The organism is Sphingobium sp. TomMM15, from assembly GCF_055397045.1.
Window position 1 is genome coordinate 2,073,908 of record NZ_AP027314.1, and the last position, 24,531, is coordinate 2,098,438.

Here is a 24,531-nt window from a genome sequence, read left to right on the forward strand (position 1 = left end):
GCCGCGCCCTTATTCGTCGGGCTGATCTTTCTGGTTGGCTGGTGACGGCGTGGCGCGACCTGCCTCCTCCCGCGCCTGCGCCTTGCGGCGGCGTAAATTGTCGCGCAGCGCCTGCGCCAGCCGTGCCTTGCGATCGTCCTGTCCACTGGTCATCGCCGCGCCATAAGCAAATTGGGGCATCGGCCGCAACCCGCCTTGACAAGCAGGACGCGCGCGGCCATAGGCCCGGCTCCGCAGCCCGAAAGGCTCTGCGGGATGGTGAAAGTGCTGCCGTAGCTCAGTGGTAGAGCGCATCCTTGGTAAGGCTGAGGTCGCGAGTTCAATCCTCGCCGGCAGCACCATTTCCCGACAGGCTGGAGAAGTCATGCTCGCCTATTTTCCTATTTTTGATTATTGTTACGTAATTTAATCCATATTATTTCGCCTGCGGGGAATCGGGAAATCCGGGGGGAATTTTAGGTGCGCGAGCAACAAGCCGTTGCGCACGAGGTCTTGACCTTTCTTCAGCGTCAAAGCCTCGCGCCTACGCCGCAAAATTACGCTATGGGCTACGTGTTGAAAAGCGGCACGAACGAGCCGCTGTCGAAAGCCGTCAACGATGCCACGGATGGCGGCATCAGGATGAGTCAGCAGCAGGCGGACGACATCTTCGTGCGCTGTCTCGGCAGCTTTGGCGGTCAGGGTACAGCCCATAACGCCGACGCCCTGAGAAACCAGACCCGGCATCAACTCCTGCGGCTGGCCGAAGTCGCCAACAGCGCGGCAGAACGGACCGGAGATTTCAACCGGGACCTCAACATCGGTTATGAAAAGTTGGCGGATAAGGACGTCGCTGGCGTGGGCCTTGTCATTTCCGACATGATCGAACGCTCATTGCGGGCCGAGCAGGATCTCGCCGCAGCAGCAAGGGAGGTGGAGGTCCTAAGGCAGGAACTCGACACCGCGCGCCATGACGCGAACCTTGATGCGTTGACCGGTCTGTTTAACCGGCGGGCGCTGGAAACGGCGATGGACCAGCTGAAAAGCGCGAAACGCTCCTTCGCCGTCGCGATCTGCGACGTCGATCATTTCAAGCGCGTCAACGACCAATATGGCCATTCGGTCGGCGACCGGGTGCTGAAGATGGTCGCAACTTCCCTGGTCGAAAGCTGCGGTGGCCAACTGGTGGGCCGCTGGGGCGGCGAGGAATTTCTGGTGGTAATGAAGGGATTGGCGCCAGAGCAGGCCGTGGAGTTGCTGGACACAGCCCGGCGGGACTTAGGGCAACGGGCCTTCAGGCTGCGTGACACCGATGAGCCGATGGGCGCCATCACCTTTTCGGCGGGCGTCGCGCTGGTCAACGAAGGTGCGGAATGGGCGGGCGCGCTCAACGATGCCGACGCAGCGCTATACCGGGCCAAGGCGCAGGGGCGGAACATGATCCTGATGGGATGACGGGCGGTCCTGCCGCCTTCCCGGCTTTTCCTGGAGAATGGCAGACACGGGTCAGGGCAGCGGCTTGGGCAGCCAACTCAAATCCCGCGCGAGTGTACGGGGCGGTACGCCGCTGAGTTTGCGCAGGGCCGGAATGTCGAGCAGTTCGATCATGTGGCCGTCCCGCAGGATGAGTCCCTTGTCCTCCAGCGTGCGGAAGACACGGTTCACATGGACGGCGGTAAGGCCGATGACGTCGCCAATCTGTTCCTGCGTCAGCGGATGCTCGAAGCGCGGCCCGGTGCCCGGCTGAACCACGTTCAGGCGGCCATGCAGGTGAACCAGAAAGTCGGCGAGGCGGGATTCGGCCGAAGTGCGGCCGATCGAGCAGAGCCGGTCCATCAGCATGACGCGTTCCTGCTGCACGCTGAGGAACATGAGGGCCGCCATGTGCGGCGCGCGGGTGAAAAGGCCGCCAAAGGCCGACAGGCTGATCGTGCGCAGCCTGACGGGCGTGAGCGCCGTCAAAGTCTCCGCCGCCCGGTCGAGCGCCATGCTGGGCGTGCCCAGAATGTCGCCGGGCAAATGCACCTTCAATATCTGCCGCCCGCCATCGGCCAGTGTCATGCTGCTGATCGCCCAGCCTTCCAGCATCATATAGATTGACTGGGGGGTATCCCCTTCCCGCCGTATCGTCCGGTTGCGCGCGATCTGCTGAACCGGGCCTGCGAGGCTGGAGAAAATTTCGAGTTCCGCCGGGCTTGGCGACCGAAATTCAGCCAATCGGGCCGTCGAAAAAGCTGGCGGGGAAGAGTCATCGAAAATTGCGCGCACGGAACCTCGGATCGGATCGTTCCGGCCGCTCTAGCAAAGCGCGCGTCTGCCCTCTTTAAAGTGGAGCAAGAAGCGTAAGATTCAGCGGTTGAGGGTCAGTCCGACCCACAATGTACGTGGCGCGCCGAGGTCCTCCGACACCCCCGTGCCGGTGGTGACGCGGCGGGTGACGACATCTTCATCGAACAGATTTTCGCCGCGCAGGATGAGTTGGACGCCGTGACCGATCGGCAAGCGAGCGACGGCGTCGGCCGTCACGGCGCCCGGCAGGCGATCGGCATGAAGATCGTCTTCATACTGGGCGGAGACATAACGCAGGGTGGCCGACAGGCTAGATCCGCGCCGGGGCTGCCAGGCCAATGTCGTGCTGGCGGCGTGGCGGGGCGTCTGGGCAGGGGAAAGGCCGTCGAACAGGCTGCCCGACGCATGAACGACGCTGTGGCTGTAGGCGTAGGAGGCGGACAGGAATAGCGAGCCGATCTGGCCCACAGCGCTCAGTTCGACCCCCTTGGCCACGATGGCATCGACATTTTCCCGCTTGCGCAGATTGGTGCCGATCGTGACGTTGGCGATCGCGTCGTCCAGCCGGTTATAGAAGGCGGTTGCCGACAAGGTCATGCCTTTGACTGGGCTGACATCGATCCCGGCCTCGATCCCCTTCAGCTTCTCCGGCACCAGAGCGTCGTTGGCCTGTGTCGTGACCGGAAAGACGACGAAAGGCCGGTAAAGCTCATTCAGCGTCGGCAAGCGGAAGCCGGTATACGCCGCGCCTCGCACGGAAATTCCCTCCCCGGCATGCCATAGTACCCCGGTCCGGCCCGACATCTGCCAGTCGGAGCGATTCTCAAAATCCCGGTCGGTCGCGCCAGCACCCGCCGCGCGGAAGAAGCCGTCGGATATCGTCCAACGGTCGGCTCGCACCCCTCCGGTCAGGACAAGGCGGCCTAGCGTCCAGTCGTCTTCGGCGAACATGCCCGTGGTGAGTTGTCGCCCCCCCGCATGGCGGCGCGCGGTGACCAACCCGGTGGTGGCGCTGTAGGCATCCTCGAACATGTCGCCACTGGCAAAGCGGCTGTCCACGCCGATGCGCAGCAGATGATCCGAACCAACCGGCGGACGCAGTTCGACTTTGCCACCAAGACCAGTGGAAGGCGTGTTCCGCTGATCCAGCGTCTTGCTGAAAGGCGGATTGGAGGAAATCACGATGTTCGAAAAGTTGCGCGCCTGAACATAGGCAAGGGCGTCGACCTGCCACCGGCCCCGCGACACATAGCGGATGCTTACATCCTGCCCTTCGCTCACACTGTCCGCGCCACGAAAGCGAAGCGTCCGATCGTCGTGGAACAGCGTCGTGCGGAATTGCAGTTCCTCGTTGGCGGAAACCGGAACCACGGCGCGCAGATTGGCCGACCAACTGTCATAGGCGGCAGGGACCGTCGCTGACACGCGCTGGTCCGATGGCGTGGTTTGGAAGCCATCTCCTCTGTCCCAACGGCCGGAGAGGGAGACGAAGCCGCCGCCAAGATCAGGCGTGAGGCTGGCGGACAGTTCGGTCGCGTCGCGGCTGCCATAAAGGGCGCTGGCGGCCAGCATGGGCAATTGTTCACGTGTGGCGCTTGCCAGTTCGATGGTCCCTGCGACCGCGCCCGATCCGAAAGCGCCGACGCCGCCCCCACGCGTCACGCGTGCGCCTGAAAGCCGATCGGGCACCAGCGCGCTGAAAGGAATATAGCCGAAAAACGGGTCGGCCATCGGCACCCCGTCCAGCAACACAAGGGTACGGCTGGACGCGTTGCCACCCAAGGCGCGCAAGCTCGCCCCTTGGGCCGAGGGGTTTGCCGACCGACTGTCGGATCGGCGAAACTGCTGGAACCCGGCTACATCGTTCAGGATGCTTTCGATCCTGCCGGACGCACTGTTTAGCAGGCGTTGCCGTTCGATCTCCACCGACCCATAGGCAGGCGTGCCGGGCGGCAGGGGCAAGCCCGCTCCCGTGATAACGATGCGTGCCTGCGCATTGTCAGCCGCCGCCGGTTGGGCGAGCGCGGCAGAGGGTAGCAATGCAGGCAACAGGCAAAGGGGCGCGGCTTTCATGGCGCCGCTGATAGCGGTGCGCTCTCACCCTGACAACGACGCCACGCGGCGTGCAGGGTCAGGCCAGCGCCGACCCTTCCCGCCCGGCCAGCAGCTTGTCGATGGTGAGCGGATAGTCGCGCAGGCGGATTCCCGTGGCGTTATAGATGGCATTGGCAACCGCTGCGCCAGCACCGCAGATGCCGAGTTCGCCCACGCCCTTGGCCTTCATCGGAGAGGATTTGTCGTCCAGTTCATCAAGGAAAAGCACATCCTGCTCGGGAATATCGGCATGCACGGGGACCACATATTCGGCCATGTCATGATTGACGAAGAACCCAAAGCGCGTGTCGACATGTAGCTCCTCCATCAATGCCGCGCCAACACCCATTGTCATGGCGCCGATGACCTGGCTGCGGGCCGATTTTGGATTGAGGATGCGGCCCGCCGCAAACGCGCCGCCCATTCGCCTGACCCGCACTTCCGCCGTGTCGATGTCTACCCCGACTTCGCAGAAATGCGCGCCAAAGGTCGCCTGCGCATAGTCTTTGGTCAATTTGCCGAAGGTGATCCGGTCCTCCGCCCACAGGCCGCCCTCATCCGCGAGACTGCCGATGGGCTGCGACTGATTGCCAAATCGCACCAGCCCGTCTTCGAAAATGACGTCGTCCGCCGGGAAGCCAGCCTTGGCGGCCAGCTTTGTCCGCAAGGCGATGCAGGCGGCATAAAGTCCTGCGGTTGCGCTGTTCGCGCCGAACTGGCCACCCGATCCAGCCGATATGGGGAAGCGACTGTCGCCCAGACGCACCGTAACCGCTTCGATCGGCACGCCCAGCATTTCCGCCGCCGTCTGCGCGAGGATGGTGTAACTGCCGGTGCCGATGTCCGTCATGTCGGTTTCCACGACGACATGGTCGCGCCGGTCCACGCCCACGCGCGCGCCGGAGGGCGCGACGAGATTGTTGCGGAAAGCGGCGGCCATGCCCATGCCGATCAGCCAGCGGCCGTCCCGAACCTGCCCGGGCTTTGGATGACGCTTTTCCCATCCGAAGCGTTCCGCGCCCTGACGCAGGCATTCAACGAACTTGCGGCTGGAAAAGGGACGCTGCGGTCCTGCTTCCGGATCATATTGCACATCATTACGGATGCGCAGTTCGACCGGGTCGATGTCGCAGGCTTCGGCCAGTTCGTCCATCGCGACTTCCAGCGCCAGCAGGCCCACGGCTTCGCCCGGAGCCCGCATCGCATTGGCTTCGGGCAGGTCCAGTACCGCCAGCCGGTGCGCGGTCAGCCGATTGGCACCGCGATAAAGCAGCCGCGTCTGTTGCGCCGCGACCTCCGGACCACCGCCCGGCAAATCGCCGGACCAGACTTCATGGGCGATCGCGTCGATGATGCCATCCTTGTCCGCGCCGATGCGAATACGCTGAATGGTCGCCGCGCGGTGGGTCGTGTTGTTGGGCACCTGCGGCCGGGCGATGGCTACCTTGACCGGCCGACCCGCCATCCGTGCGCCCAGAGCCGCCAGCAATGCGTCGGCGCGCAGGAACAGCTTCGCGCCAAAGCCACCGCCGATATAGGGGGAGACGACCCGGACGTTTTCCTTCGGAATCTTCAGCGTGGCCGCCATGTCCTCGACGGTCCAGGCGACCATCTGGTTGGATGTCCACAAGGTCAGCTGATCGCCATTCCATGCAGCCGTGGTCGCATGGGGTTCCATCATCGCATGGCTTTGGTCGGGCGTTGTGTAGCTCCGGTCGATCTTTACCGCCGCGCTGGCGAAACCCGCGTCGAAATCCCGCGCGCGCGTGTCGGCCGGGCCGCCAAACCCCTCTTCCGGCACGATGGCATTCCCGCGTTCGGTAGCGAGATCGTAACGCCCTTTTTCCGGGCTGTAGTCGATGCGCAGCAGCCGTGCGGCGTCGCGGGCATTTTCAAACGTATCGGCGACGATCAACGCCACCGCCTGATCATAATGTTCGATCAGGGGTCCGCCCAGCAGGTGAGCGGTGTTCCTCCCGCCCTTCGCGAGCGGCCCGGCATTTTGATGCGTGACGATGGCCAGAACGCCCGGTGCCGCTTGAGCGGCACGCAGGTCCATCGCGTCGATCTTGCCCTTCGCGATTGCCGATCCGACAATCCAGCCATAGGCGGCATGGGGCGCGGCATCATGCCGTTCATAGGCATAGGGCGCAGTTCCTGTGACCTTTGCCGCTCCGTCGATGCGATCATGCGCAATCCCGACTACGCGGCCGCGATCGATGGGATTGATCGTAGCGGGCTTGTCGAACTTCATGGCCGCGCCTCCTTCTGGCGGAAGAGGGATGCCAGCGTCCTGGCGGTCAGTTGCTGCTTGAACGCGTTCTGATCGGTAGGCCGGGCGCCTGCCAACGCGGCTTCAGCAACCAGAGCGGGGCCAGCCTTGGCCGCCGCATCAGCCGCCGGGACGCGCCATGGCTTGGGCGCGATGCCGCCAAAGGCGAAGCGGGCGCCGCCATCCTCGTCGAACACTGCCGCCACGGAAACAAGGGCAAAGGCGTAGGAATGGCGATCCCGCACCTTGCGATAGACATGGGTGCCGCCAATCGGCCGGGGCAATGTCACCGACGTTATGAGTTCGCCCGGTTGCAGCGCATGTTCGACATGTGGCGTATCCCCCGGCAGCAGGTGAAAATTCGCTATGGGAATGGAGCGGCGCGTCCCGTCCGGGGCCACCGTATCCACCGTCGCATCCAGCACGCGCATCGCCACGGCCATGTCGGAAGGATGCTGCGCGATGCAGGCGTCGCTGGTGCCGATGATCGCCAGACTGCGGCTGATCCCCTTCAATGCTCCACATCCGCTGCCCGGTTTCCTTTTGTTGCAGGGCATGCGTATGTCGTAAAAATAGGGGCAGCGGGTGCGCTGGAGCAGGTTTCCGGCAGTCGTTGCCTTGTTGCGCAATTGGCCCGATGCGCCCGCAAGCAGCGCACGGCTGAGCACTGCATAGTCGCGCCGAACCATTTTGTCCGCCGCAAGTGCCGTGTTGCGGACCATCGCCCCGATCCGTAAGCCGCCCTCGGCCGTCCGCTCGATCCGATCGAGGCCGAGATGATTGACGTCGATCAGATGCGAGGGTGTTTCGATCTGGAGCTTCATGAGGTCGAGCAAATTGGTGCCGCCTGCGATGAAGCGCGCGCCTTTCGTATCCGCAGCGGCTTTCACGGCATCTTCGACGCTGGCGGCTCGGCTGTAGGTGAATGGCCTCATGCCTTTTCCTCCCCGGCGACATCACGAATGGCGGCGATGATGTTGGGATAGGCGGCGCATCGGCAGATATTGCCGCTCATCCGCTCGCGCAATTCCGCGTCCGACGGAACCACCTGCTCCAGATCATCGGTCACGTGGCTGGGAATACCCGCCTTGATCTCGCCCAGCACGGCGACGGCGGAACAGATTTGTCCGGGCGTGCAGTAACCGCATTGATATCCGTCATGCGTGATGAAGGCCCGCTGCATCGGATGGAGCTTTTCCGGCGTGCCGAGGCCCTCGATCGTGGTGACGGTTTCGCCTTCATGCATGACGGCCAACGTGAGGCAGCTGTTGATCCGCTGGCCTTCGACAATCACCGTGCAGGCGCCGCACTGACCATGGTCGCAGCCCTTCTTGGTGCCGGTGAGGTGCAGATGCTCACGCAGGGCGTCCAGCAATGTCGTGCGCGGATCGAGTTGCAGATGCACCTGACGGCCGTTCACGGTCAGCTCCACGGTAGTCATGTGTCTTCCCTCGTTAAATTTGGGCACGCGGATCGCCCCGGTTTTCGCGTCCGCCACGGCCGGAACCGCCATCACCGCGCCCCCGCCCTGCAACACGGCACGGCGAGTCAGATCGTCTGGCGCCATATCGTCCTTCCTCCTACCGTAGCCAATACGAAGCATATTCCCGGATGATCCGCCACGGTCAGAAAAGATGCAGCACCGCCCAGATAGGGCGCGCACCTTCCACAGCCAAGCGCAGTCCTTCTGCCCCCGCCCAAAAGTCCGCCAGCGGGATAAATTTGGGCCGGGGCCAAATTCTCCCTTGCCGACCTCCCCAACCGCTGCTAGTTGCCCGCCTCACCCGCCGAGAGGGACTTCCTCCGGCCGCCAGAGCGGGCGTAGCTCAGGGGTAGAGCACAACCTTGCCAAGGTTGGGGTCGAGGGTTCGAATCCCTTCGCCCGCTCCAGATTTTCGAAGATTTCTGCAACTTTTCGCCTTCGGGCTCAAGGCATAGGTAAACGGCAAGGTGACGCGACACCTGCTTCGGGTTACGTCTTACAAATGTGAGAGAAGCGACCCGCAGTTGCCTGCGAGCCGCTTCCTTCGGTCCTTAGCCTTGGATACCTCTCCCCGTCGGGGCAGGGCTGTCTCTAAGTGCAAGGCTTCGGCTGGCGAAGAACGCCGCGCCGGGACCTAAGCTGATTGCTTATGCTTGGGCAGAGACAGGGCCTTACTCTTGGCCTTCGCCTCCTGCTTCGCCTTCGTGAACTCCGGCTCAAGCTCCTTCATCTTCTTGACGAGCCCGGAGAGGTCGTACTCGTTGCTAGTCTTTCCCTTGCCTGGGCTGGTCCGGCCGATCCGCTGAATCAGGCCCGCACCTTCCATCTCCGCAACGTGACGTTGAATCTGGCGATCGCTCATTCCCATGCGCTCAGCCAGTGTCGCCTTCGACGGCCACGGCCGCCGCTCCGCCGACCACCACTGGTCGAGAAGATGCATGACGATGTTGAACTGAACGGGGTTGAGCCCAATCCGCGCCTGTGCCTTCATCAACAGCGAGGGCGTGATGCAGAAGCCCACGTCCATAACCGGCTTACCGAACTTCTTCTCGGAGGCTTTGCGTGTGTCCTGCTTGCCGGACTGCGCTAGCAGGTCGGCGAGGTTCAGGACCTTGTTCTCTGTGTCAGTCGGGTTGGTGCTCATCAGTGTTTCCTTCGATGAACTCAATATGCCCTATTTTTCGTCCATTGCAAGCAACCCGACTAGATGTAGGCGTCCTATGCTACAAGACGCCAATGTCTTGTGGCATCAGTCGCATATGTCCTATGAAATAGTATAGCCGGTTAAGCGGCATTACGGCTAACCGCATGACGAACTAGGACAGTGACAGAACCGGGCGCTGATGTCCTATGGGGCTGATGATTTTTTCGCCGAGGGCTTTGGCCATGCACCTAAATGGGCGATGTGAAGCGGCTACCCTATGCAAATACTATGAAGATCGCCGCTTCTCGATCTCGATAAGAAATGGCGGCCCATCATATCTGCGACCCCTCACGAATCGCCGCCGACCGGGTGGCGTGTACTTGGGGAAGATCGGACATGACCAGAACCGCAGCATTTGAGTGCCTGCCCAGCCGTTCGGCCGCGCCAGCGCCGGGGGAAGGAGCGTGATGATGCAGGACCTGCTCTGGATTGGCGCACTGGCCGGGCTGCTGGCGGCAACGCTGGCTTATGTCCGCCTGTGCGATCAGGCGTGAGGGGGGCGGGGATGACGCTTGACCTCACTCTCGCGGCGATCACGGCGATCGGCCTTCTTCTGTATCTGGTGGCGGTGCTCATTCGCCCCGAACGCTTCTGACGAGGAGCCCGGACCATGACTATCCGGGGCTGGATCCTGATATTCGCTTTCGTGGGCATATTGCTGGCGCTGACCAAGCCGATGGGCCTCTGGCTGTTCGCGCTCTTTGAAGGCCGCCGGACGCCCCTTCATGCCGTGCTCGGGCCGATCGAAACCGGCTTCTACAAGCTGTCCGGCATCAATCCCGACGAAGAGCAGAGCTGGCGCCGTTATGCGGCGCATATGCTGCTGTTCAACTTCGCGGGATTGATCTTCACCTATGCCGTGTTGCGGTTGCAGGGGGTGCTGCCACTCAACGACCTAGGCTACGCAGGGATTGGCGCCGATGGCGCGTTCAACACCGCGATCAGCTTTACCACCAACACCAATTGGCAATGGTATTCGGGCGAGGCGGCCATGTCCAACCTGTCGCAGATGCTGGGGCTGACGCTGCACAATTTCCTTTCAGCGGCGACCGGCATCGCGCTTGCCTTCGCCTTCTTCCGCGGGTTCGCACGGCGTGAGACAGCGAGCATCGGCAATTTCTGGGCGGACGTGACCCGTGTCACCCTCTACCTGCTGCTGCCGATCAGCCTGGTTTACGGCGTCTACTTGATCGCTTCGGGCGTGCCGCAAACCCTGGCCGCTTCGGTCAATGTGACCACGCTGGAAGGCGCAAAGCAGGTTATCGCGCTTGGCCCGGTTGCCTCCCAGGAAGCGATCAAGATGCTGGGCACGAATGGCGGCGGCTTTTTCAATGCGAATTCGGCGCACCCGTTCGAAAATCCGACCGCGCTCACCAACCTGATCCAGATGCTGTCCATATTCGTGATCGGCTTCGGTCTTACCTGGTGCTTCGGCAAGGCCGTTGGCAACACCCGGCAGGGCTGGGCGATATTGTCGGCCATGACGTTTTTGTTCCTCCTGGGCGTGGCCGTCACTTACTGGCAGGAGGCGGCGGGCAATCCCGTTCTTCACAATCTTGGTGTTGCCGGTGGCAATATGGAGGGCAAGGAAGTCCGGTTCGGCATCGCCGCCTCCGCCCTTTTCTCGGTCGTCACCACGGCGGCAAGTTGCGGTGCTGTCAACGCCATGCATGACAGCTTCACCGCGCTGGGCGGCATGATCCCCTTGTTCAACATACAGCTGGGGGAAGTCGTCATCGGCGGCGTCGGCGCGGGCATTTACGGGTTCCTGCTGTTCGCCATCCTCGCCGTGTTCGTCGCGGGACTGATGGTCGGCCGGACACCGGAATATGTCGGCAAGAAGATCGAGGCGCGGGAGGTAAAGCTGGCGGTGCTCGCCATCGCCATCCTGCCGCTCTGCATCCTCGGCCTGACGGCGGTCAGCGCGATGTTGCCTGCCGGGCTGGCCGGGCCGCTCAACAAGGGACCGCACGGATTTAGCGAAATCCTCTACGCCTATACTTCGGCCACCGGCAATAACGGGTCCGCCTTTGCCGGGCTGACGGCGGGCACGCCCTTTTACAACGCGCTGCTGGGCGTCGCGATGTGGCTGGGGCGCTTCTTCGTCATCGTGCCCATGTTGGCAATCGCGGGCAGCCTCGCCGCGAAGAGGCATACGCCCGAAAGCGCCGGGTCTTTTCCCACGACCGGGGGCCTTTGGGTCGGGCTGCTCGTCGGGATCATCCTGATCGTGGGCGGTCTCACCTTCCTGCCGAGCCTCGCGCTTGGTCCCATCGCCGATCATCTCGCCATGATCCGCGGGCAACTTTTCTAGAAGGGGGGCGCCCAATGGCTCGCGCAACCAACAAATCCCTGTTCACGGCCGAGTTGATCGCACCGGCGATCCGCGACGCCTTTGTCAAGCTTCATCCCAGGCAACTGATCCGCAACCCGGTGATGTTCGTGACGGCAAGCGTTGCTTTGCTGCTGACGATCCTGCTCGTCGTCGGCACCGATACGTTGGGCGTTGGTTTCAAGCTTCAACTGGTCATATGGCTGTGGCTGACGGTGTTGTTCGGCACCTTTGCCGAAGCGGTGGCCGAAGGGCGCGGCAAGGCGCAGGCCGCGTCTCTCCGCGCCACCAAGGCGGAGCTGGTCGCCCGCCGCGAGAAGAACGGACGGGTCGAGGAGATCCCCGCCAGCCAGTTGCGCGCAGGCGACATCGTGCTGGTCACCACCGGAGACCTGATCCCCGCAGATGGTGAAGTGGTCGAGGGCGTCGCTTCCGTCAACGAATCCGCGATAACGGGGGAATCCGCGCCAGTGATCCGCGAGGCGGGCGGCGATCGCTCGGCCGTGACGGCGGGCACCCGCGTCATTTCCGACGAGATCAGGGTCAGGGTGACCGTCGATCCCGGGCAGGGCTTTCTCGACCGGATGATCGCCCTGGTCGAGGGTGCGGAGCGGCAGAAGACGCCGAACGAGATCGCGCTCACCATCCTGCTGGTCGGCCTTACCATCATATTCCTGATCGCGGTCGGCACCGTTCCGGGCTTTGCCAGCTATGCCGGTGGGGCGATCCCCGTCGCCATTCTCGCGGCGCTGCTCATCACGCTCATTCCCACCACCATCGCCGCGCTGCTGTCGGCCATCGGCATTGCGGGCATGGATCGGCTGGTGCGCTTCAATGTGCTGGCCAAGTCGGGCCGGGCGGTGGAGGCCGCTGGGGACATCGACGTGCTGCTGCTCGACAAGACCGGGACGATCACCATCGGCGACCGGCAGGCGTCCGAATTCCGGACGGTGGACGGCGCCCAGCCGGGCCAGCTGGCTGAAGCCGCCCTGCTCGCCAGCCTGGCCGACGAAACGCCGGAGGGTCGCTCCATCGTGGTACTGGCGCGCGAGAAATTCGGCGTCGGGACAGCGTCCCTGCCCTGGGATGCGGAGGTGATCTCCTTTACCGCCCAGACGCGCATCTCCGGCGTCAGTATGGGCGGAACGTTGATCCAGAAAGGCGCTGTGGACTCGATCCTGAAGGCCAATCCCGGTCTGGACGAAACAGCCGCAGCGACCGAACTGCGGCGCATCACCGACGAAATAGCCCGGGCAGGCATGACCCCGCTGGCGGTTGCGCAGGACGGTCGGCTGCTGGGCGCCATCGCGCTCAAGGACATCGTGAAGGCTGGCATCCGGGAGCGGTTCGCGGAGCTTCGCCGCATGGGCATCCGCACCGTGATGATCACGGGCGACAATCCGCTGACCGCCGCCGCCATCGCGGCCGAGGCGGGCGTGGACGACTTCCTCGCGCAGGCGACGCCGGAGGACAAGTTGGACCTTATCCGCAGGGAGCAGCAAGGGGGCAAGCTGGTCGCCATGTGCGGCGACGGCACCAACGACGCGCCCGCGCTGGCGCAGGCCGATGTCGGCGTTGCGATGAACACCGGCACGCAGGCCGCGCGCGAGGCGGGCAATATGGTAGACCTGGACAGCGATCCGACCAAGCTGATCGAGGTGGTGGGTCTGGGCAAGCAGATGCTGATGACGCGCGGGGCGCTCACAACCTTCTCCGTCGCCAACGACGTCGCCAAATATTTCGCGATCATCCCGGCGATGTTCGTCGCGCTCTATCCGGGGCTCGGCGTCCTGAACGTCATGGGCCTATCCACGCCGCAAAGCGCGATCCTGTCCGCCATCATCTTCAACGCGCTCATCATTCCGCTGCTCGTGCCGCTGGCGCTGAAAGGCGTGACGTATCGGCCCATGGGTGCCGGTCCGCTGCTGGCGCGCAACCTTGCGATCTACGGCCTTGGCGGGCTGGTGGCGCCGTTCATCGGCATCAAGATCATCGACATGATCGTCGGCGGCCTCGGCCTCGCGTAAAGGAACATATGATGGGCAAGGACATGCTTTCTTCACTGCGTCCGGCGATCGTCATGACGATCCTGTTCGCCATTCTGCTCGGGATCGCCTATCCTCTCGCCATGACGGGTATTGGACAAGCGATCTTCCCCCGCGCCGCCAATGGCAGCCTGATCCGCGATGACAGGGGTCAGGTGATCGGATCGACGCTGATCGGACAAGCCTTCACCGCCGACCGCTATTTCCAGACGCGCCCTTCGGCGGCGGGCAAGGGCTATGATGGCCTCGCCTCCGCTGGTTCCAACCTTGGCCCGACTTCCAAAGCACTGGCGGATCGGGTGAAGGCCGATGTCGAAAAGCGGCGCGCCGAGGGTGTTGCCGGACCGGTTCCGGCCGATCTGGTCACGACCAGCGGCTCCGGCCTCGATCCCGACCTGTCGCCTGCTTCCGCCATGGCGCAGGTGTCCCGTGTCGCCCGCGTTCGCGCGCTTGACGAACGGCTGGTGCGCGATCTCGTCAGCCGCAATGTCGAACGCCCATTGCTGGGCTTTGTGGGCGAGGCGCGCGTAAATGTGCTGGCGCTGAACCGGCAGCTTGACCAGCTTGGCGGCAGCGCGCGTTGAACGAACGGGATCGGCCTACCCCGGAAGCCTTTCTGCGCGCCGCCGCGCAGGAGGGTCGAGGCAGGCTGAAGATATTTCTCGGCGCGGCGCCCGGCGTCGGCAAGACTTATGAAATGCTGGTGCAGGGCGCGGCTCGGCAGAAGGCGGGCGTCGATGTCGTCGTCGGTGTCGTCGAGACGCATGGCCGTGTCGAAACGCAGGCACTGACGCAGGCACTGGAAATCCTCCCGCGCCGATCCATCGACTATCAGGGCCATGTCCTGACCGAGATGGACATCGACGGCCTGCTGGAGCGCCGACCGGCGCTGGCGCTCGTCGATGAGCTGGCCCACACCAATGCGCCGGAAAGCCGTCATCCCAAACGCTGGCAGGATGTCGAGGAACTGCTTGACGCCGGGATCGACGTCTATTCGACACTCAACATCCAGCACGTGGAGAGCCTGAACGACGTCGTCGCATCCTTCACCCGCGTGCGCGTGCGGGAAACCGTTCCCGACGGCATTCTGGAACAGGCAGAGATCGAGGTCGTCGATATTCCGCCAGCCGAACTGATCGAGCGACTGAAGGAGGGGAAGGTCTATCTCCCGCAGGAGGCGACCCGCGCCCTTGCCCATTTCTTTTCCAAGACCAATCTGTCGGCGCTGCGCGAACTGGCACTGCGCCGGGCCGCGCAGGCTGTCGATACGCAGATGCTGGAGGATCTTCGGGCTCAGGCGCTCGGCGGCACATGGGCGGGCAGCGAACGCATATTGGTTGCCGTCAGCGAATTGCCCGGCGCCGAGACGCTGGTGCGCGCGGCCAAGCGCATATCCGACGCCGCCCGCGCGCCTTGGAGCGCGGTCCATATCGAAACACCCCGCGCGCAATATTTCGGCGAGCCGGAAATGCGCCGGATTGCCTCTGCGCTCAACCTGGCATCCAGTCTGGGCGCGACGGTCGCCACGGTGCCCGCCTCCACGGTGTTCGAGGGCCTGAAAAGCTACGCCGATGAGGCGCGCGCGACCCAGCTGGTCGTCGGCAAATCCATTCGATCGCGCTGGTTCGAGTTCCGGCACGGCTCGATCGTCGATCGGCTGGTGCGGGAAACGCCGGGCGTGGCGGTCCACGTCCTGCCGCTTGATGAAAGCGCCCCGGCCAGCCCTGCGCGCGCACGCCCATTGAACCATTGGGGCAAGCCTGCGGGATATCTCTGGACCGCGCTGCTGGTCGCTGGCGTGACAGCCCTTGGATCGGCCCTTTTCCACATCCTCAACCTGGGTAATGTCGGCCTGCTCTATCTGCTGCCGGTCATGGTCGCCGCCAGCCTGTTCGGCCTGCGCACCGGGCTGTTTGCCGGGATCGTGTCCAGCCTTGCCTATAATTTCTTCTTCCTGCCACCCACCGGCACGCTGACGATCAGCAATCCGGAAAATGTCATTTCCATCTTCGTCCTGCTGGGCGTGGCGATCGTGACCAGCCAGTTGACCTCGCGCGTTCGATCGCAGGCGGACCTCGCCGCTTCCAGCGCGCGGACCAACGCCGCGCTCGCTGGCTATCTGCGGCAACTGACGGCGCTCGGCGACCGGGAAGAAGTGGGGAGGACCGCGTGCCAGGAAATCGGGCGCCTGCTCAAACTCCGCGTGCTGATCCTGGAACGGCATCGAACGGGCTTGGTCGTGCAGGCCGCGAGTGAACCGGGCATCAATGTGGAAACGATGGAACTGGCCGCCGCGCAGTGGGTGCTGGACACCGGCCAACCCGCCGGGCGTGGCACGGGCAGCCTTGCGGCATCGGACTGGCAGTTTCAGCCGCTGCGCGCGGGAGAGCATATTCTGGCGGTCATGGGTCTGGCGCGCGACGACGGCAGCGATCCTATCCGTTCGGACCAACTTCCGCTGCTCACCAGCCTGCTGGACCAGACCTCGCTCGCGCTCGAACGGCTGCGCCTGGAAAGCGAGATGCGCGACGTCGACAAGGTGCGCGAACGCGATCGGCTCCGCGCCGCGCTGCTATCCTCCGTCAGCCATGACCTGCGCACGCCGCTAACGGCAATCCTGGGCGCGGCGGCCGAATTGCGCCAGCGCAACGGCGATCCCCTGCTCGACACGATCGAGAGCGAGGCCGTGCGGCTCAATCGCTTCGTGGCGAATCTGCTCGACATGGCGCGGGTCGAGGCGGGAGCGCTGCGCCTGCATATCGAGCCGGTCGACCTGACCGATGCCGTGGGCGGGGCCGTCCATGACACGCGCCGATCGCTGGAGGGGCATCCGATCCAGCTTGCCGTCCCGCCTGACTTGCCGCTCGTCAATGTCGATGCCCAGCTTTTCCACCATTGCCTGCTCAACCTGCTCGACAATGCCGGGCGCTATGGCGACCCCGGGACAGCAATCACGATCCGCGCCGAACTTTCCGGCAGCGAACTCATCCTGTCGGTGCTGGACGAGGGGCCAGGACTTCCCATCGGACAGGAGAAGGAGGTATTCGAGACGTTCAAGCGGCTGGAGGGGTCCGATCGGTCGGTCAGCGGAACCGGCCTTGGCCTCGCCATCGTGAAGGGTTTCGCCGAGGCGATGGGCATGAATGTGGATGCGGACAATCGGCCAGATGGCAAAGGCGCCCGGTTCAGCCTGCATTTTCCTGAATCCCTCCTCACCCGCGCTAGCGAGCAGGACCAGCATATATGAGCAGCCAGCGGATTCTCGTCGTAGACGATGAGGTGCATATCCGGCGTCTGTTGCACGGTACGTTGACGCGCGCAGGCTATGACGTCGCCGAAGCGGTGAACGCGGCACAAGCGCTGGACGAAGCCCGGCGGACTAAACCCGATGCCATCCTCCTCGACCTGGGCTTGCCCGACCGCGACGGGTTGGAGATTGTCCAGTTGCTCAAGGCGGCGGTAGCCGCGCCCATCATCGTCGTGTCTGCCCGCGAAGCGACCGAGCAAAAGGTCGCCGCACTCGATCTGGGCGCGCATGACTATGTCACCAAGCCCTTCGATAGCGAGGAAGTGCTCGCGCGCCTTCGTGCCGCGCTGCGCGAGCGTGTGGCGGCGCAGGGGGCCGCGCCCGTCGTCCAGTCCGGCCCCGTGGAAATCGACCTCGCCAATCGGCGCATCATGCGTGACGGCGAGGAAGTGCATCTGACCCGCAAGGAGTTTGAGGTCCTCACCCAGTTGGCAATGCACCCCGGCCGCGTCGTAACGCATCAGCGAATTCTGGCAGCCGCCTGGCCGCACGATCATGATCGCCGGATCGACTATCTGCGAATCGTCGTGCGCAATTTGAGGCAGAAGCTGGAAAAGGACCCCGCGCGGCCGTCCATGATCGTCAATGAACTTGGCATCGGCTATCGACTGATGGCGGATTAGAGCGCACTGCGTTAAATCGGACGCAAGGCGCGCGCTCTAGTTATTTGTTGTCGCATCGTTTTTGCGCAAAACCGGTTCCCACTTTTGCGCACGATGCTCTAGGCCCGCCCCGCCCTCCGCCCTGCAAATGCTATGATAATACTATGGCGATCGGAGATCCGGCCGCTCGAAAGCATATGCGCCCATCCGTAAGTCTCATGCCGCGACGATGGAGGGCGACATGCAGGCCAGGAAAACAAGCTTACAACAGGATATGGGCCTGCGACTGGCCGGAATTTCCCTGATTGGCGCGAGTTGGTTCGGCGTCAGGCTGCTGTCCCGGGTGGTGAATCTTCCGCCGGAACATGAGGCGACCATGGCAGAAATGGGTGTAGCGGCGGCGAGCTTCCTCGGCGCAACCAGCGGGGTCGCATTGTCGGTGATCGGGGCGCATATCTTCGACCCCGTTCCACTATCGGCTCTCTGGGTCAGCGCTCCGGATCATCATGTAAAGAATGAGCGACGGCGCGCCGCGCTTTTCCCGTCCCGATCGACGCAGAGACGTACCGATGGCCGCATCTCATCGAAAACTACCTCTGCAAACTCACAGAGTTCACACGCGTCACCATAATTCCGGGCAATTCGCGAGAATAAATCTTTATTTTCAGTGAGTTAGTGGTGCCCGGGGACGGAGTCGAACCGCCGACACTGCGATTTTCAGTCGCATGCTCTACCAACTGAGCTACCCGGGCACGAGCGCCGGGGAGGACCACCGGCGGCGTTGAGAGGCGTGCCTATAGGCATCAATCCGGGGGGTTGTCCACCCCATCATCGTCGCTTTTTTTCATCTCGTCGGCGGCGAGGGTTCCGGGGACGCGATAGCCTTCGCCCAGCCATTGCAGCAGGTCACGGTCACGGCAGGCCTTTCCGCAGAAGGGCCGCGTGTCGGGATGCGCTGGCTGGCCGCAGATCGGGCAGGAGGATGATTTAGGCGACATGGCCCGCCGATATGGCAAGTGCCGGGTCAGCCTTCAAGCTGACGGCGCCGCCGCGTCGGCGAGCGAGCTGTTCCAGCCAATCGGTCGCCTTGTACAGGCGGTCAATGATGGGGGGCGCGGCGGTGATCGTCACCGGCCCGCCATTGCCTTCCCTTTCGGCACGGCGGAGCAATGCGAGAGCCGCCGTTTCGATCGGATCAGCCCGCAACAACTCCATGAGGTTCATCCGCTCGCGGCGGCGGATGACCTGGACGAAGCCGAAGCCGTTCACCGCCGTGCGTTCGAAGGGAAGCGGCAGATATTTATCGATCTGCGCGGAGGCGACGGCGCGCTCATCCTTGTTGTTCATGGTGGGCAGATCGATACCGATCGATCCGGTCAGGCCCATGCGACGGATCGACTGCGCCGCCAGTTTCGCGCCCTTGGGGCCGAGCTTCGCGGGCGGCAGCGATCCGTCTACGTCGATCAGGATCATCGCGGGCGTCGGAAAGATGCGGAGCGCCGCTTCCTCCGTGCCGATCTCGCCCGACATCGCCTCTTCCATGAGTTCGCTCCAGCCATGGGCTTCGAAGCGATCCTCGCCATGGGCCGGGCAGGGGGTGATGGGCAGACCCGTGGCGCGCAGGCGCTGGAGGAGGCTGGGAGCCGGATGCACCTTGGAGCCCGGCTGGGCGATGCGGCCCTTGGCCAGCTTGGGGCGACCTTCCTCCGGGATGGCTTCGCGCAGGATTTCGAGGAGGACGGTCGCGCCCTCTGCGGTTTTTGGCGGGATGGGTTCGACCAGCACTTCCTCGCCCGAGATCAGGCGGGCGATGCCGCGCTTCTTGGGGATGATGGTCCGGACGAGCTTACCCTGCATGATAGCACCGGCGCGGGCGCCATCGCCCTCACGCTCGATCTGTGCCTCGACCAAACGGCCCTTTTCGATCAACGCGGCGCGGGCCTCGCCAATCCCTTCTTCATAGAGCCATTCGGCCATAATATATTCCTGTTGGTCGGGATTGCCGAGCCGGGAAATGTGCCATTTCCCTTGCCATCCCTCTAGTCCAATGGGTAGCCCGCTGCCTTCAGCAGCGCGCGGGTTTCGTAAAGGGGCAGGCCCATGATCGCGCTATGGCTGCCCTGTATCGCGCGGATCAGCCCGGCGGCACGGCCCTGAATCGCATAGCCGCCTGCCTTGCCGTGCCATTCTTCGCTGGCGATATAGGCGTCGATCTCGGCGCGCTCCAGACGTTTGAAGATAACGATATTGGTGGAAAGGCGATGCCTTGCCCTGCCCTCGCCATCGATGAGCGTGATAGCGCTCAGCACGCGGTGACGGCGGCCGGAGAGCAGCGAAAGACAGGCTCGCGCTTCACCCTCCGTCTCTGCCTTGGGCAGGATGCGGCGGCCTGCCGCGACGACCGTATCGCCTGACAGCACCAGCGCGCCGGGATGGCGGGCGGCCACCAGCGCAGCCTTTTCAGCGGCCACGCGCGCAGCATAGGTCGCTGGCAATTCGCCTTTCAAAGGGGTTTCATCAAGATCGGCGGGGTCCACAGCGTCGGGACGCACGCCGATCTGACCCAGAAGTTCACACCGTCTGGGAGAAGCCGAAGCAAGGATGAGCCGCATCGAAAAAGCGGCTTATTTGAAGCGGTAAGTGATCCGACCCTTGGTCAGGTCGTAGGGGGTCAGTTCGACCAACACTTCGTCGCCCACCAGCACGCGAATGCGGTTTTTCCGCATCTTGCCCGCCGTGTGGCCAAGGATCTCGTGATCATTTTCAAGCCGGACGCGGAACATGGCGTTGGGGAGAAGCTCCACAACCTGTCCGCGCATTTCAAGCAGTTCTTCTTTTGCCATAATATCCTGGGGAAACCAAAAATCGCGCCGCCATAGCGGCAAAATGCGGAAAATGAAAGTCAGGCTGACACGCCAAATACATCGCCCGCGTCAGACAAGGCCGCAAAGATGTGATCCAGCTGATCCACATCCGTACAAAAGGGCGGCATCAGGTAGATGCTGTTGCCCAAAGGACGCACCAATATGCCCCGATCAAGGAAGAAGGCGCGCAGGCGCGGCGCAAGGTCGGACAGATAACCGGCGTCCTGCGCGATCAGGTCAATCGCCACGATCGTGCCAAGCTGCCGGGCATTTTCGAAGGCGGGATGAAGCGCCAGCTTGCCGAGTCGCTCCGCCATATTCTGTTCGAGCGCGGCGATGCGGCCGAGCACATCCTCTTCGCGCCAGATGGCGATGTTGGCCGCGGCCGCCGCGCAGGAGATGGCATTCGCTGTGTAGCTGGACGAATGGTAGAAAAGCCGCGCCCGGTCCTGCGACTTGTGCGCATCAAAAATGCGCGCCGTGGCTAGTGTCGCCGCGAGGGGGACGGAGCCGCCGGTGATCCCTTTGGCGACGGCCATGATGTCCGGCACGACGCCCGCCTGCTCGCAAGCGAAGACTGTGCCGGTGCGGCCCCAGCCGGTCATTACTTCGTCGGCAATGAAGAGAACATCATGTCGGGCGCAGATTTCCGCCATCTGCCGCAAAATGGCAGGCGGGTAGATCAGCATCCCGCCAGCACCCAGCACCAAAGGTTCAACGATGAACGCCGCCGGATGCTCCTTGCAAGCCGCTTCCAGCGCGTCGAGCGTCTGTTGCTCCGTTCCCGGCGCAGGGAAGGGAATGGTGCCAACGTCGAACAGCAAGGGCGTCCATGCGGCATTGTAGACGCCGCGCTCGCCGACCGACATCGTGCCGATCGTGTCGCCATGATAGCCATGTTCGAGGACAAGGATGCGATGCCGGGACGCGGACAAACCATCCAGCGCACGATTGTGCCAGTAGCCGAGCGCCATCTTCAGCGCGACTTCGACGGAGGTCGATCCGCTGTCGGAATAGAAGACATGGGCGAGCGGGTCGCGCCCTTCCGCGCGGGGGGCGAGTTCGATCAGGCCGCGCGCAACCTCTTCGGCAGGCTCATGCGTGTAATTTGCAAAGATCAGCTGGTCAAGCTGCCCGGCCTGCTGAGCGATGGCAGCGGCGATGCGGGGGTGACAGTGGCCATGCGTCGTCACCCACCAACTGGAGATGGCGTCGATCAACGTGCCGCCGTCTGCCAGATGCAACAGGGCGCCTTCCGCACGAACGACATGCGGGATGGGTTCGTTGAGGCCGTGCTGGGTGAAGGGGTGCCATATAGGGGAGGTCATGGCGAGACGCTTAGAATAGCCCAAGCGTCAGGCCAAGCACCCTCCCCTATATTATGGCGCTCCCGCTTACTTGGCCGGGGTGGCCGGGGCAGCAGGGGCGGCTGGCGTCGCCGGGGTGGCGGGAGCAGCCGGTGCCGCGGCCTGGATACGCTGCTGCAACGCCGGGTCGGCGGCGGCGGCCTGGCCGATCTCATTGAACTTTTCTGGAGCGATGCCCGATGCCTGCAACGCGGCGAGCATCTTGGGCTGCTTTTCCGCATTAGCGATGCTGGTGTCGGACTGAATCTTGGTCACTTCGACCGCAGCAGCCGCAAACAGCTTGATGTCAGCATCGCTAAATTTACCCGCATCGGCCGAAGGCGCCGCCGGAGTGGCAGGCGTCGCGGGCGTAGCCGGAGTTGCGGCGCCCTGAGCCAGAACTGGAGCCGCTGCCAACAAAGCGACCGATGCCATTGCCGTCTTCAAAACCAGTGATGAACGAAAACCCGTCAACATGCTTCTCCTTGCGATTTGATGTCTCAAAGCTGTGGAAGAGCGCACGAGGTTTAAAGAGTGTTCCGGCGAAACGTGAGATTTGAGGGACGACGGCCGGGCGCGGCGCAGCTCATCACTCGCACCATCACGGTTCATCGCAGGGCAGAATCGTTACTGATGCTCATCTTTTCACCAGATTCTCACCCGATCCTGAGGCGCGAGATAGAGCTTGCTGCCGGGCACCGGGTTGAAGGCGGCGTACCATTGATCGAAATTCCGCACGGTATCCGCCCGATATTGCGACGGCGAATGCGGGTCAGTGACCAGCCGCTGGCGCAAGTTGGGCTCGCGATAATTGCGCCGCCATACTTGCGCCCAGCCGAGGAAGAAGCGCTGATCGCCGGTGGTGCCGTCGATCACCGGCGCGGGCTTGCCGCCGAGTGACGCATGATAGGCGTCCAGCGCCACCGCGACGCCTGCCAGATCGCCGATATTCTCGCCCAAGGTAAAGTCGCCCTTCACATGCGCGCCGGGGAAAGGCTCGTAGGCGTCATATTGCTTTATCAGCTTGCCGGTCAAAGCCTTGAAGGCAGCGACATCAGCATCGCTCCACCACTGGTTGAGCTTACCGGTCTCATCATATTTGGCGCCCTGATCGTCGAAATGGTGGCTAAGTTCATGGCCGATTACCGCGCCGATGCCGCCATAATTCACCGCCGGATCGGCATGGGGATCGAAGAAGGGCGGCTGGAGGATGGCGGCCGGGAAGACGATCTCCACCATGGAGAAGTCCGCATAGGCGTTGATCTCCATCGGCGTCATCTGCCATTCCCAACGGTAGATCGGCTTGCCGAGCTTCCCCATCTGATAGTCGAATTCATATTGGTTCGATCGCACCGCGTTGCCGAACAGGTCGCCTGCGATGATCGTAACCCCGCTATAATCCCGCCATTTGTCGGGATAACCGATCTTGGGCGTGAAGGCGGCCAGCTTCTTGTGCGCCCTCGCCTTCGCGCCATCGCTCATCCAGCCGAGGCCGTCGATGCGGCGGCCCATGGCGGCGATCACATTTTTGACGAGCTGGTCCATCGCCGCCTTGGTTTCCGGCGGGAAATAGCGGGCGACATAGATTTTGCCGACTTCCTCGCCCATCGCCTCCTTGACGAAGCTGACGGCGCGTTTCCACCGCTCTTCGCGCTGCGGCGTGCCGGATAGAGTGGTGCCGTAGAAGGCGAAGTCGGCGTCGGCGATCCGGTCGGGGAGGTAAGTGGCGTAGCTGTGCAGACTGCGCAGCAACAGGGCATCTTTCAACACGCCTATCGGGGTTCGCGCGATCAGTGCTGCTTCGCCCGCGATCGCCGTCGGCTGTGCGACGATCAGCGCCTGCTGCTCCAGGCGGTTCGCGGCGAAATAGGCCGAAAAGTCGAAGCCGGGCGCGGCTTTGTGCAATTCGACGAGCGTCATGCGATTGTAGGTCTTGTCCGCGTTCCGGCTGTCGACCTGGGTCCAGTGGACCTTTGCCACTTCCGTTTCGAACGCCATCAGGGCAGTGGCGCGCGCCTTTGCGTCGCTCGCGCCCGCCAGTGTCAGCATCTGTTCGAGATGAGCGGCATAGGCGGTACGGATTGCCGCCATCTTCTCGTCAGGCTGTAGATAGAAGTCACGATCCGGCAGGCCTAGGCCCGATTGGCGCAGGTTCAGGATGTAAGTGTCGGGCGCCTTGTCATCCTGTCCCACATAGAAGGTGAACGGGCCTGCGATACCGGCTCGTGCAGCCTCCGCCGCCAGACGAGCATAGCCTGTCTTGTCCTTCACCGCCGCGATCTTCGCGAGCCAGGGCTTGATGGGGGTCAGGCCCTTCGCTTCCACTGTGGGAGCGTCCAGATAGCTGGCATAGGCGAGGCCGATACGGCTGGCGGGGTCTTTCCTTGCCTCCTCCAATATGCCTCGGGTGCGTTCGCGCGACAGGTCGTCAAGGACGTTGAACGCGCCATAGTTGGACTTGTCGGCAGGGATCGGCGTGGCCCTGGCCCAGCCGCCATTGGCGTGGAGGTAGAAATCATCGCCCGGCTTGACGGCCGGGTCCATGCCCTTGTCGTCGAAGCCGTAGCTGCCATAGGTCGGCTTGGCCGATGGCGCCTGGTCAGCCTGCGCGGCGTTTGCGGCGAGCAGCAGAGCGCCAATCGCGGCGCTCATCAAAAGATTTTTCATCGAAGCATCCCTTGCTTGATCCGATCATGGCAATTGACCCGGCGCAG

At 63.3% G+C, this 24,531-nt stretch carries 22 protein-coding genes and 3 tRNA genes; 10 read left to right on the forward strand and 15 right to left on the reverse strand.

Going from position 1 to position 24,531, the window contains the following annotated elements; genetic code table 11:
* Positions 1-9: 9 nt before the first annotated feature.
* The gene (locus tag ACZ51H_RS10315; protein ID WP_464771425.1) at positions 10-180 is read right to left on the reverse strand and encodes a hypothetical protein; all 171 of its coding nucleotides are present in this window, start codon (positions 178-180) and stop codon (positions 10-12) included.
* 86 nt (positions 181-266) lie between these two features.
* Here ACZ51H_RS10315 and ACZ51H_RS10320 point away from each other — a divergent pair.
* Both ACZ51H_RS10320 and ACZ51H_RS10325 read left to right on the forward strand, forming a co-directional pair.
* Positions 267-341: transfer RNA gene (locus tag ACZ51H_RS10320), tRNA-Thr, on the forward strand.
* A gap of 151 nt (positions 342-492) precedes the next feature.
* Entirely contained in the window at positions 493-1,434 is a 942-nt protein-coding gene (locus ACZ51H_RS10325) for a GGDEF domain-containing protein (protein WP_464801765.1), read from the forward strand.
* 51 nt (positions 1,435-1,485) lie between these two features.
* On the opposite strand, the gene ACZ51H_RS10330 is transcribed toward ACZ51H_RS10325, so the two are convergent.
* The 5 genes from ACZ51H_RS10330 to paoA form a co-directional block, all read right to left on the reverse strand.
* A complete protein-coding gene (locus tag ACZ51H_RS10330) occupies positions 1,486-2,196 on the reverse strand; it encodes a Crp/Fnr family transcriptional regulator (RefSeq protein ID WP_464801766.1) in 711 nt (236 codons plus the stop codon).
* Between the two features lie 132 nt (positions 2,197-2,328).
* On the reverse strand, positions 2,329-4,341 hold the full coding sequence (locus ACZ51H_RS10335; protein WP_464801767.1) for a TonB-dependent receptor: 2,013 nt from the start codon (positions 4,339-4,341) through the stop codon (positions 2,329-2,331).
* 58 nt (positions 4,342-4,399) lie between these two features.
* The gene (paoC, locus tag ACZ51H_RS10340) at positions 4,400-6,616 is read right to left on the reverse strand and encodes an aldehyde oxidoreductase molybdenum-binding subunit PaoC (RefSeq protein WP_464801768.1); all 2,217 of its coding nucleotides are present in this window, start codon (positions 6,614-6,616) and stop codon (positions 4,400-4,402) included.
* A complete protein-coding gene (locus tag ACZ51H_RS10345) occupies positions 6,613-7,569 on the reverse strand; it encodes an FAD binding domain-containing protein (RefSeq protein ID WP_464801769.1) in 957 nt (318 codons plus the stop codon). Before ACZ51H_RS10345 ends, paoC begins: the two co-directional genes overlap by 4 nt.
* Complete coding sequence (paoA, locus tag ACZ51H_RS10350) at positions 7,566-8,201, reverse strand: aldehyde dehydrogenase iron-sulfur subunit PaoA (RefSeq protein ID WP_464801770.1); 636 nt, start codon at positions 8,199-8,201, stop codon at positions 7,566-7,568. Before paoA ends, ACZ51H_RS10345 begins: the two co-directional genes overlap by 4 nt.
* Positions 8,202-8,449: 248 nt before the next feature.
* On the opposite strand from paoA, the gene ACZ51H_RS10355 reads away from it, so the two are divergent.
* Positions 8,450-8,524: transfer RNA gene (locus tag ACZ51H_RS10355), tRNA-Gly, on the forward strand.
* Between the two features lie 227 nt (positions 8,525-8,751).
* Here ACZ51H_RS10355 and ACZ51H_RS10360 read toward each other — a convergent pair.
* Positions 8,752-9,261, reverse strand: coding sequence for a helix-turn-helix domain-containing protein (locus ACZ51H_RS10360; protein WP_464801771.1), 510 nt, complete (start codon positions 9,259-9,261; stop codon positions 8,752-8,754).
* 565 nt (positions 9,262-9,826) lie between these two features.
* Here ACZ51H_RS10360 and kdpF point away from each other — a divergent pair.
* The 7 genes from kdpF to ACZ51H_RS10395 all read left to right on the forward strand — a co-directional run bounded on the left by kdpF (position 9,827) and on the right by ACZ51H_RS10395 (position 18,238).
* Positions 9,827-9,916 (forward strand): K(+)-transporting ATPase subunit F, encoded by a 90-nt coding sequence (gene kdpF / locus ACZ51H_RS10365; RefSeq protein ID WP_449474375.1) that lies wholly within the window; start codon positions 9,827-9,829, stop codon positions 9,914-9,916.
* 15 nt (positions 9,917-9,931) lie between these two features.
* A complete protein-coding gene (kdpA, locus tag ACZ51H_RS10370; protein ID WP_464801772.1) occupies positions 9,932-11,635 on the forward strand; it encodes a potassium-transporting ATPase subunit KdpA in 1,704 nt (567 codons plus the stop codon).
* Between the two features lie 14 nt (positions 11,636-11,649).
* Positions 11,650-13,680 carry a potassium-transporting ATPase subunit KdpB gene (gene kdpB / locus ACZ51H_RS10375; RefSeq protein ID WP_464801773.1) on the forward strand — a complete coding sequence of 677 codons (2,031 nt, stop codon included), beginning with the start codon at positions 11,650-11,652 and terminating at the stop codon, positions 13,678-13,680.
* An 11-nt stretch (positions 13,681-13,691) separates the two neighbouring features.
* Positions 13,692-14,282, forward strand: coding sequence for a potassium-transporting ATPase subunit KdpC (kdpC, locus tag ACZ51H_RS10380; RefSeq protein WP_464801774.1), 591 nt, complete (start codon positions 13,692-13,694; stop codon positions 14,280-14,282).
* Positions 14,279-16,945: a DUF4118 domain-containing protein gene (locus ACZ51H_RS10385; RefSeq protein WP_464801775.1), complete on the forward strand. Its 2,667-nt coding sequence runs from the start codon at positions 14,279-14,281 to the stop codon at positions 16,943-16,945. Before kdpC ends, ACZ51H_RS10385 begins: the two co-directional genes overlap by 4 nt.
* Positions 16,942-17,628 (forward strand): response regulator, encoded by a 687-nt coding sequence (locus ACZ51H_RS10390; RefSeq protein WP_460986930.1) that lies wholly within the window; start codon positions 16,942-16,944, stop codon positions 17,626-17,628. Before ACZ51H_RS10385 ends, ACZ51H_RS10390 begins: the two co-directional genes overlap by 4 nt.
* Before the next feature lie 220 nt (positions 17,629-17,848).
* Positions 17,849-18,238, forward strand: coding sequence for a hypothetical protein (locus ACZ51H_RS10395; RefSeq protein ID WP_460986931.1), 390 nt, complete (start codon positions 17,849-17,851; stop codon positions 18,236-18,238).
* A 45-nt stretch (positions 18,239-18,283) separates the two neighbouring features.
* Here the strand turns inward: ACZ51H_RS10395 and ACZ51H_RS10400 are convergent.
* The 8 genes from ACZ51H_RS10400 to ACZ51H_RS10435 form a co-directional block, all read right to left on the reverse strand.
* Positions 18,284-18,359: transfer RNA gene (locus ACZ51H_RS10400), tRNA-Phe, on the reverse strand.
* A 51-nt stretch (positions 18,360-18,410) separates the two neighbouring features.
* Entirely contained in the window at positions 18,411-18,605 is a 195-nt protein-coding gene (locus tag ACZ51H_RS10405; protein ID WP_449474381.1) for a DNA gyrase inhibitor YacG, read from the reverse strand.
* Positions 18,595-19,584 carry a ribonuclease gene (locus ACZ51H_RS10410; RefSeq protein WP_460986932.1) on the reverse strand — a complete coding sequence of 330 codons (990 nt, stop codon included), beginning with the start codon at positions 19,582-19,584 and terminating at the stop codon, positions 18,595-18,597. Before ACZ51H_RS10410 ends, ACZ51H_RS10405 begins: the two co-directional genes overlap by 11 nt.
* A 62-nt stretch (positions 19,585-19,646) precedes the next feature.
* Positions 19,647-20,219 (reverse strand): Maf family protein, encoded by a 573-nt coding sequence (locus ACZ51H_RS10415; RefSeq protein WP_460986933.1) that lies wholly within the window; start codon positions 20,217-20,219, stop codon positions 19,647-19,649.
* Between the two features lie 12 nt (positions 20,220-20,231).
* Positions 20,232-20,450, reverse strand: coding sequence for a translation initiation factor IF-1 (infA, locus tag ACZ51H_RS10420; RefSeq protein WP_003049127.1), 219 nt, complete (start codon positions 20,448-20,450; stop codon positions 20,232-20,234).
* 59 nt (positions 20,451-20,509) lie between these two features.
* Positions 20,510-21,799, reverse strand: a complete 1,290-nt coding sequence (locus tag ACZ51H_RS10425; protein ID WP_460986934.1) for an adenosylmethionine--8-amino-7-oxononanoate transaminase — start codon at positions 21,797-21,799, stop codon at positions 20,510-20,512.
* 66 nt (positions 21,800-21,865) lie between these two features.
* Positions 21,866-22,294, reverse strand: coding sequence for a DUF4168 domain-containing protein (locus tag ACZ51H_RS10430; protein ID WP_460986935.1), 429 nt, complete (start codon positions 22,292-22,294; stop codon positions 21,866-21,868).
* 168 nt (positions 22,295-22,462) lie between these two features.
* Positions 22,463-24,484 carry a M13 family metallopeptidase gene (locus ACZ51H_RS10435; protein ID WP_464801776.1) on the reverse strand — a complete coding sequence of 674 codons (2,022 nt, stop codon included), beginning with the start codon at positions 24,482-24,484 and terminating at the stop codon, positions 22,463-22,465.
* Positions 24,485-24,531: the final 47 nt, after the last annotated feature.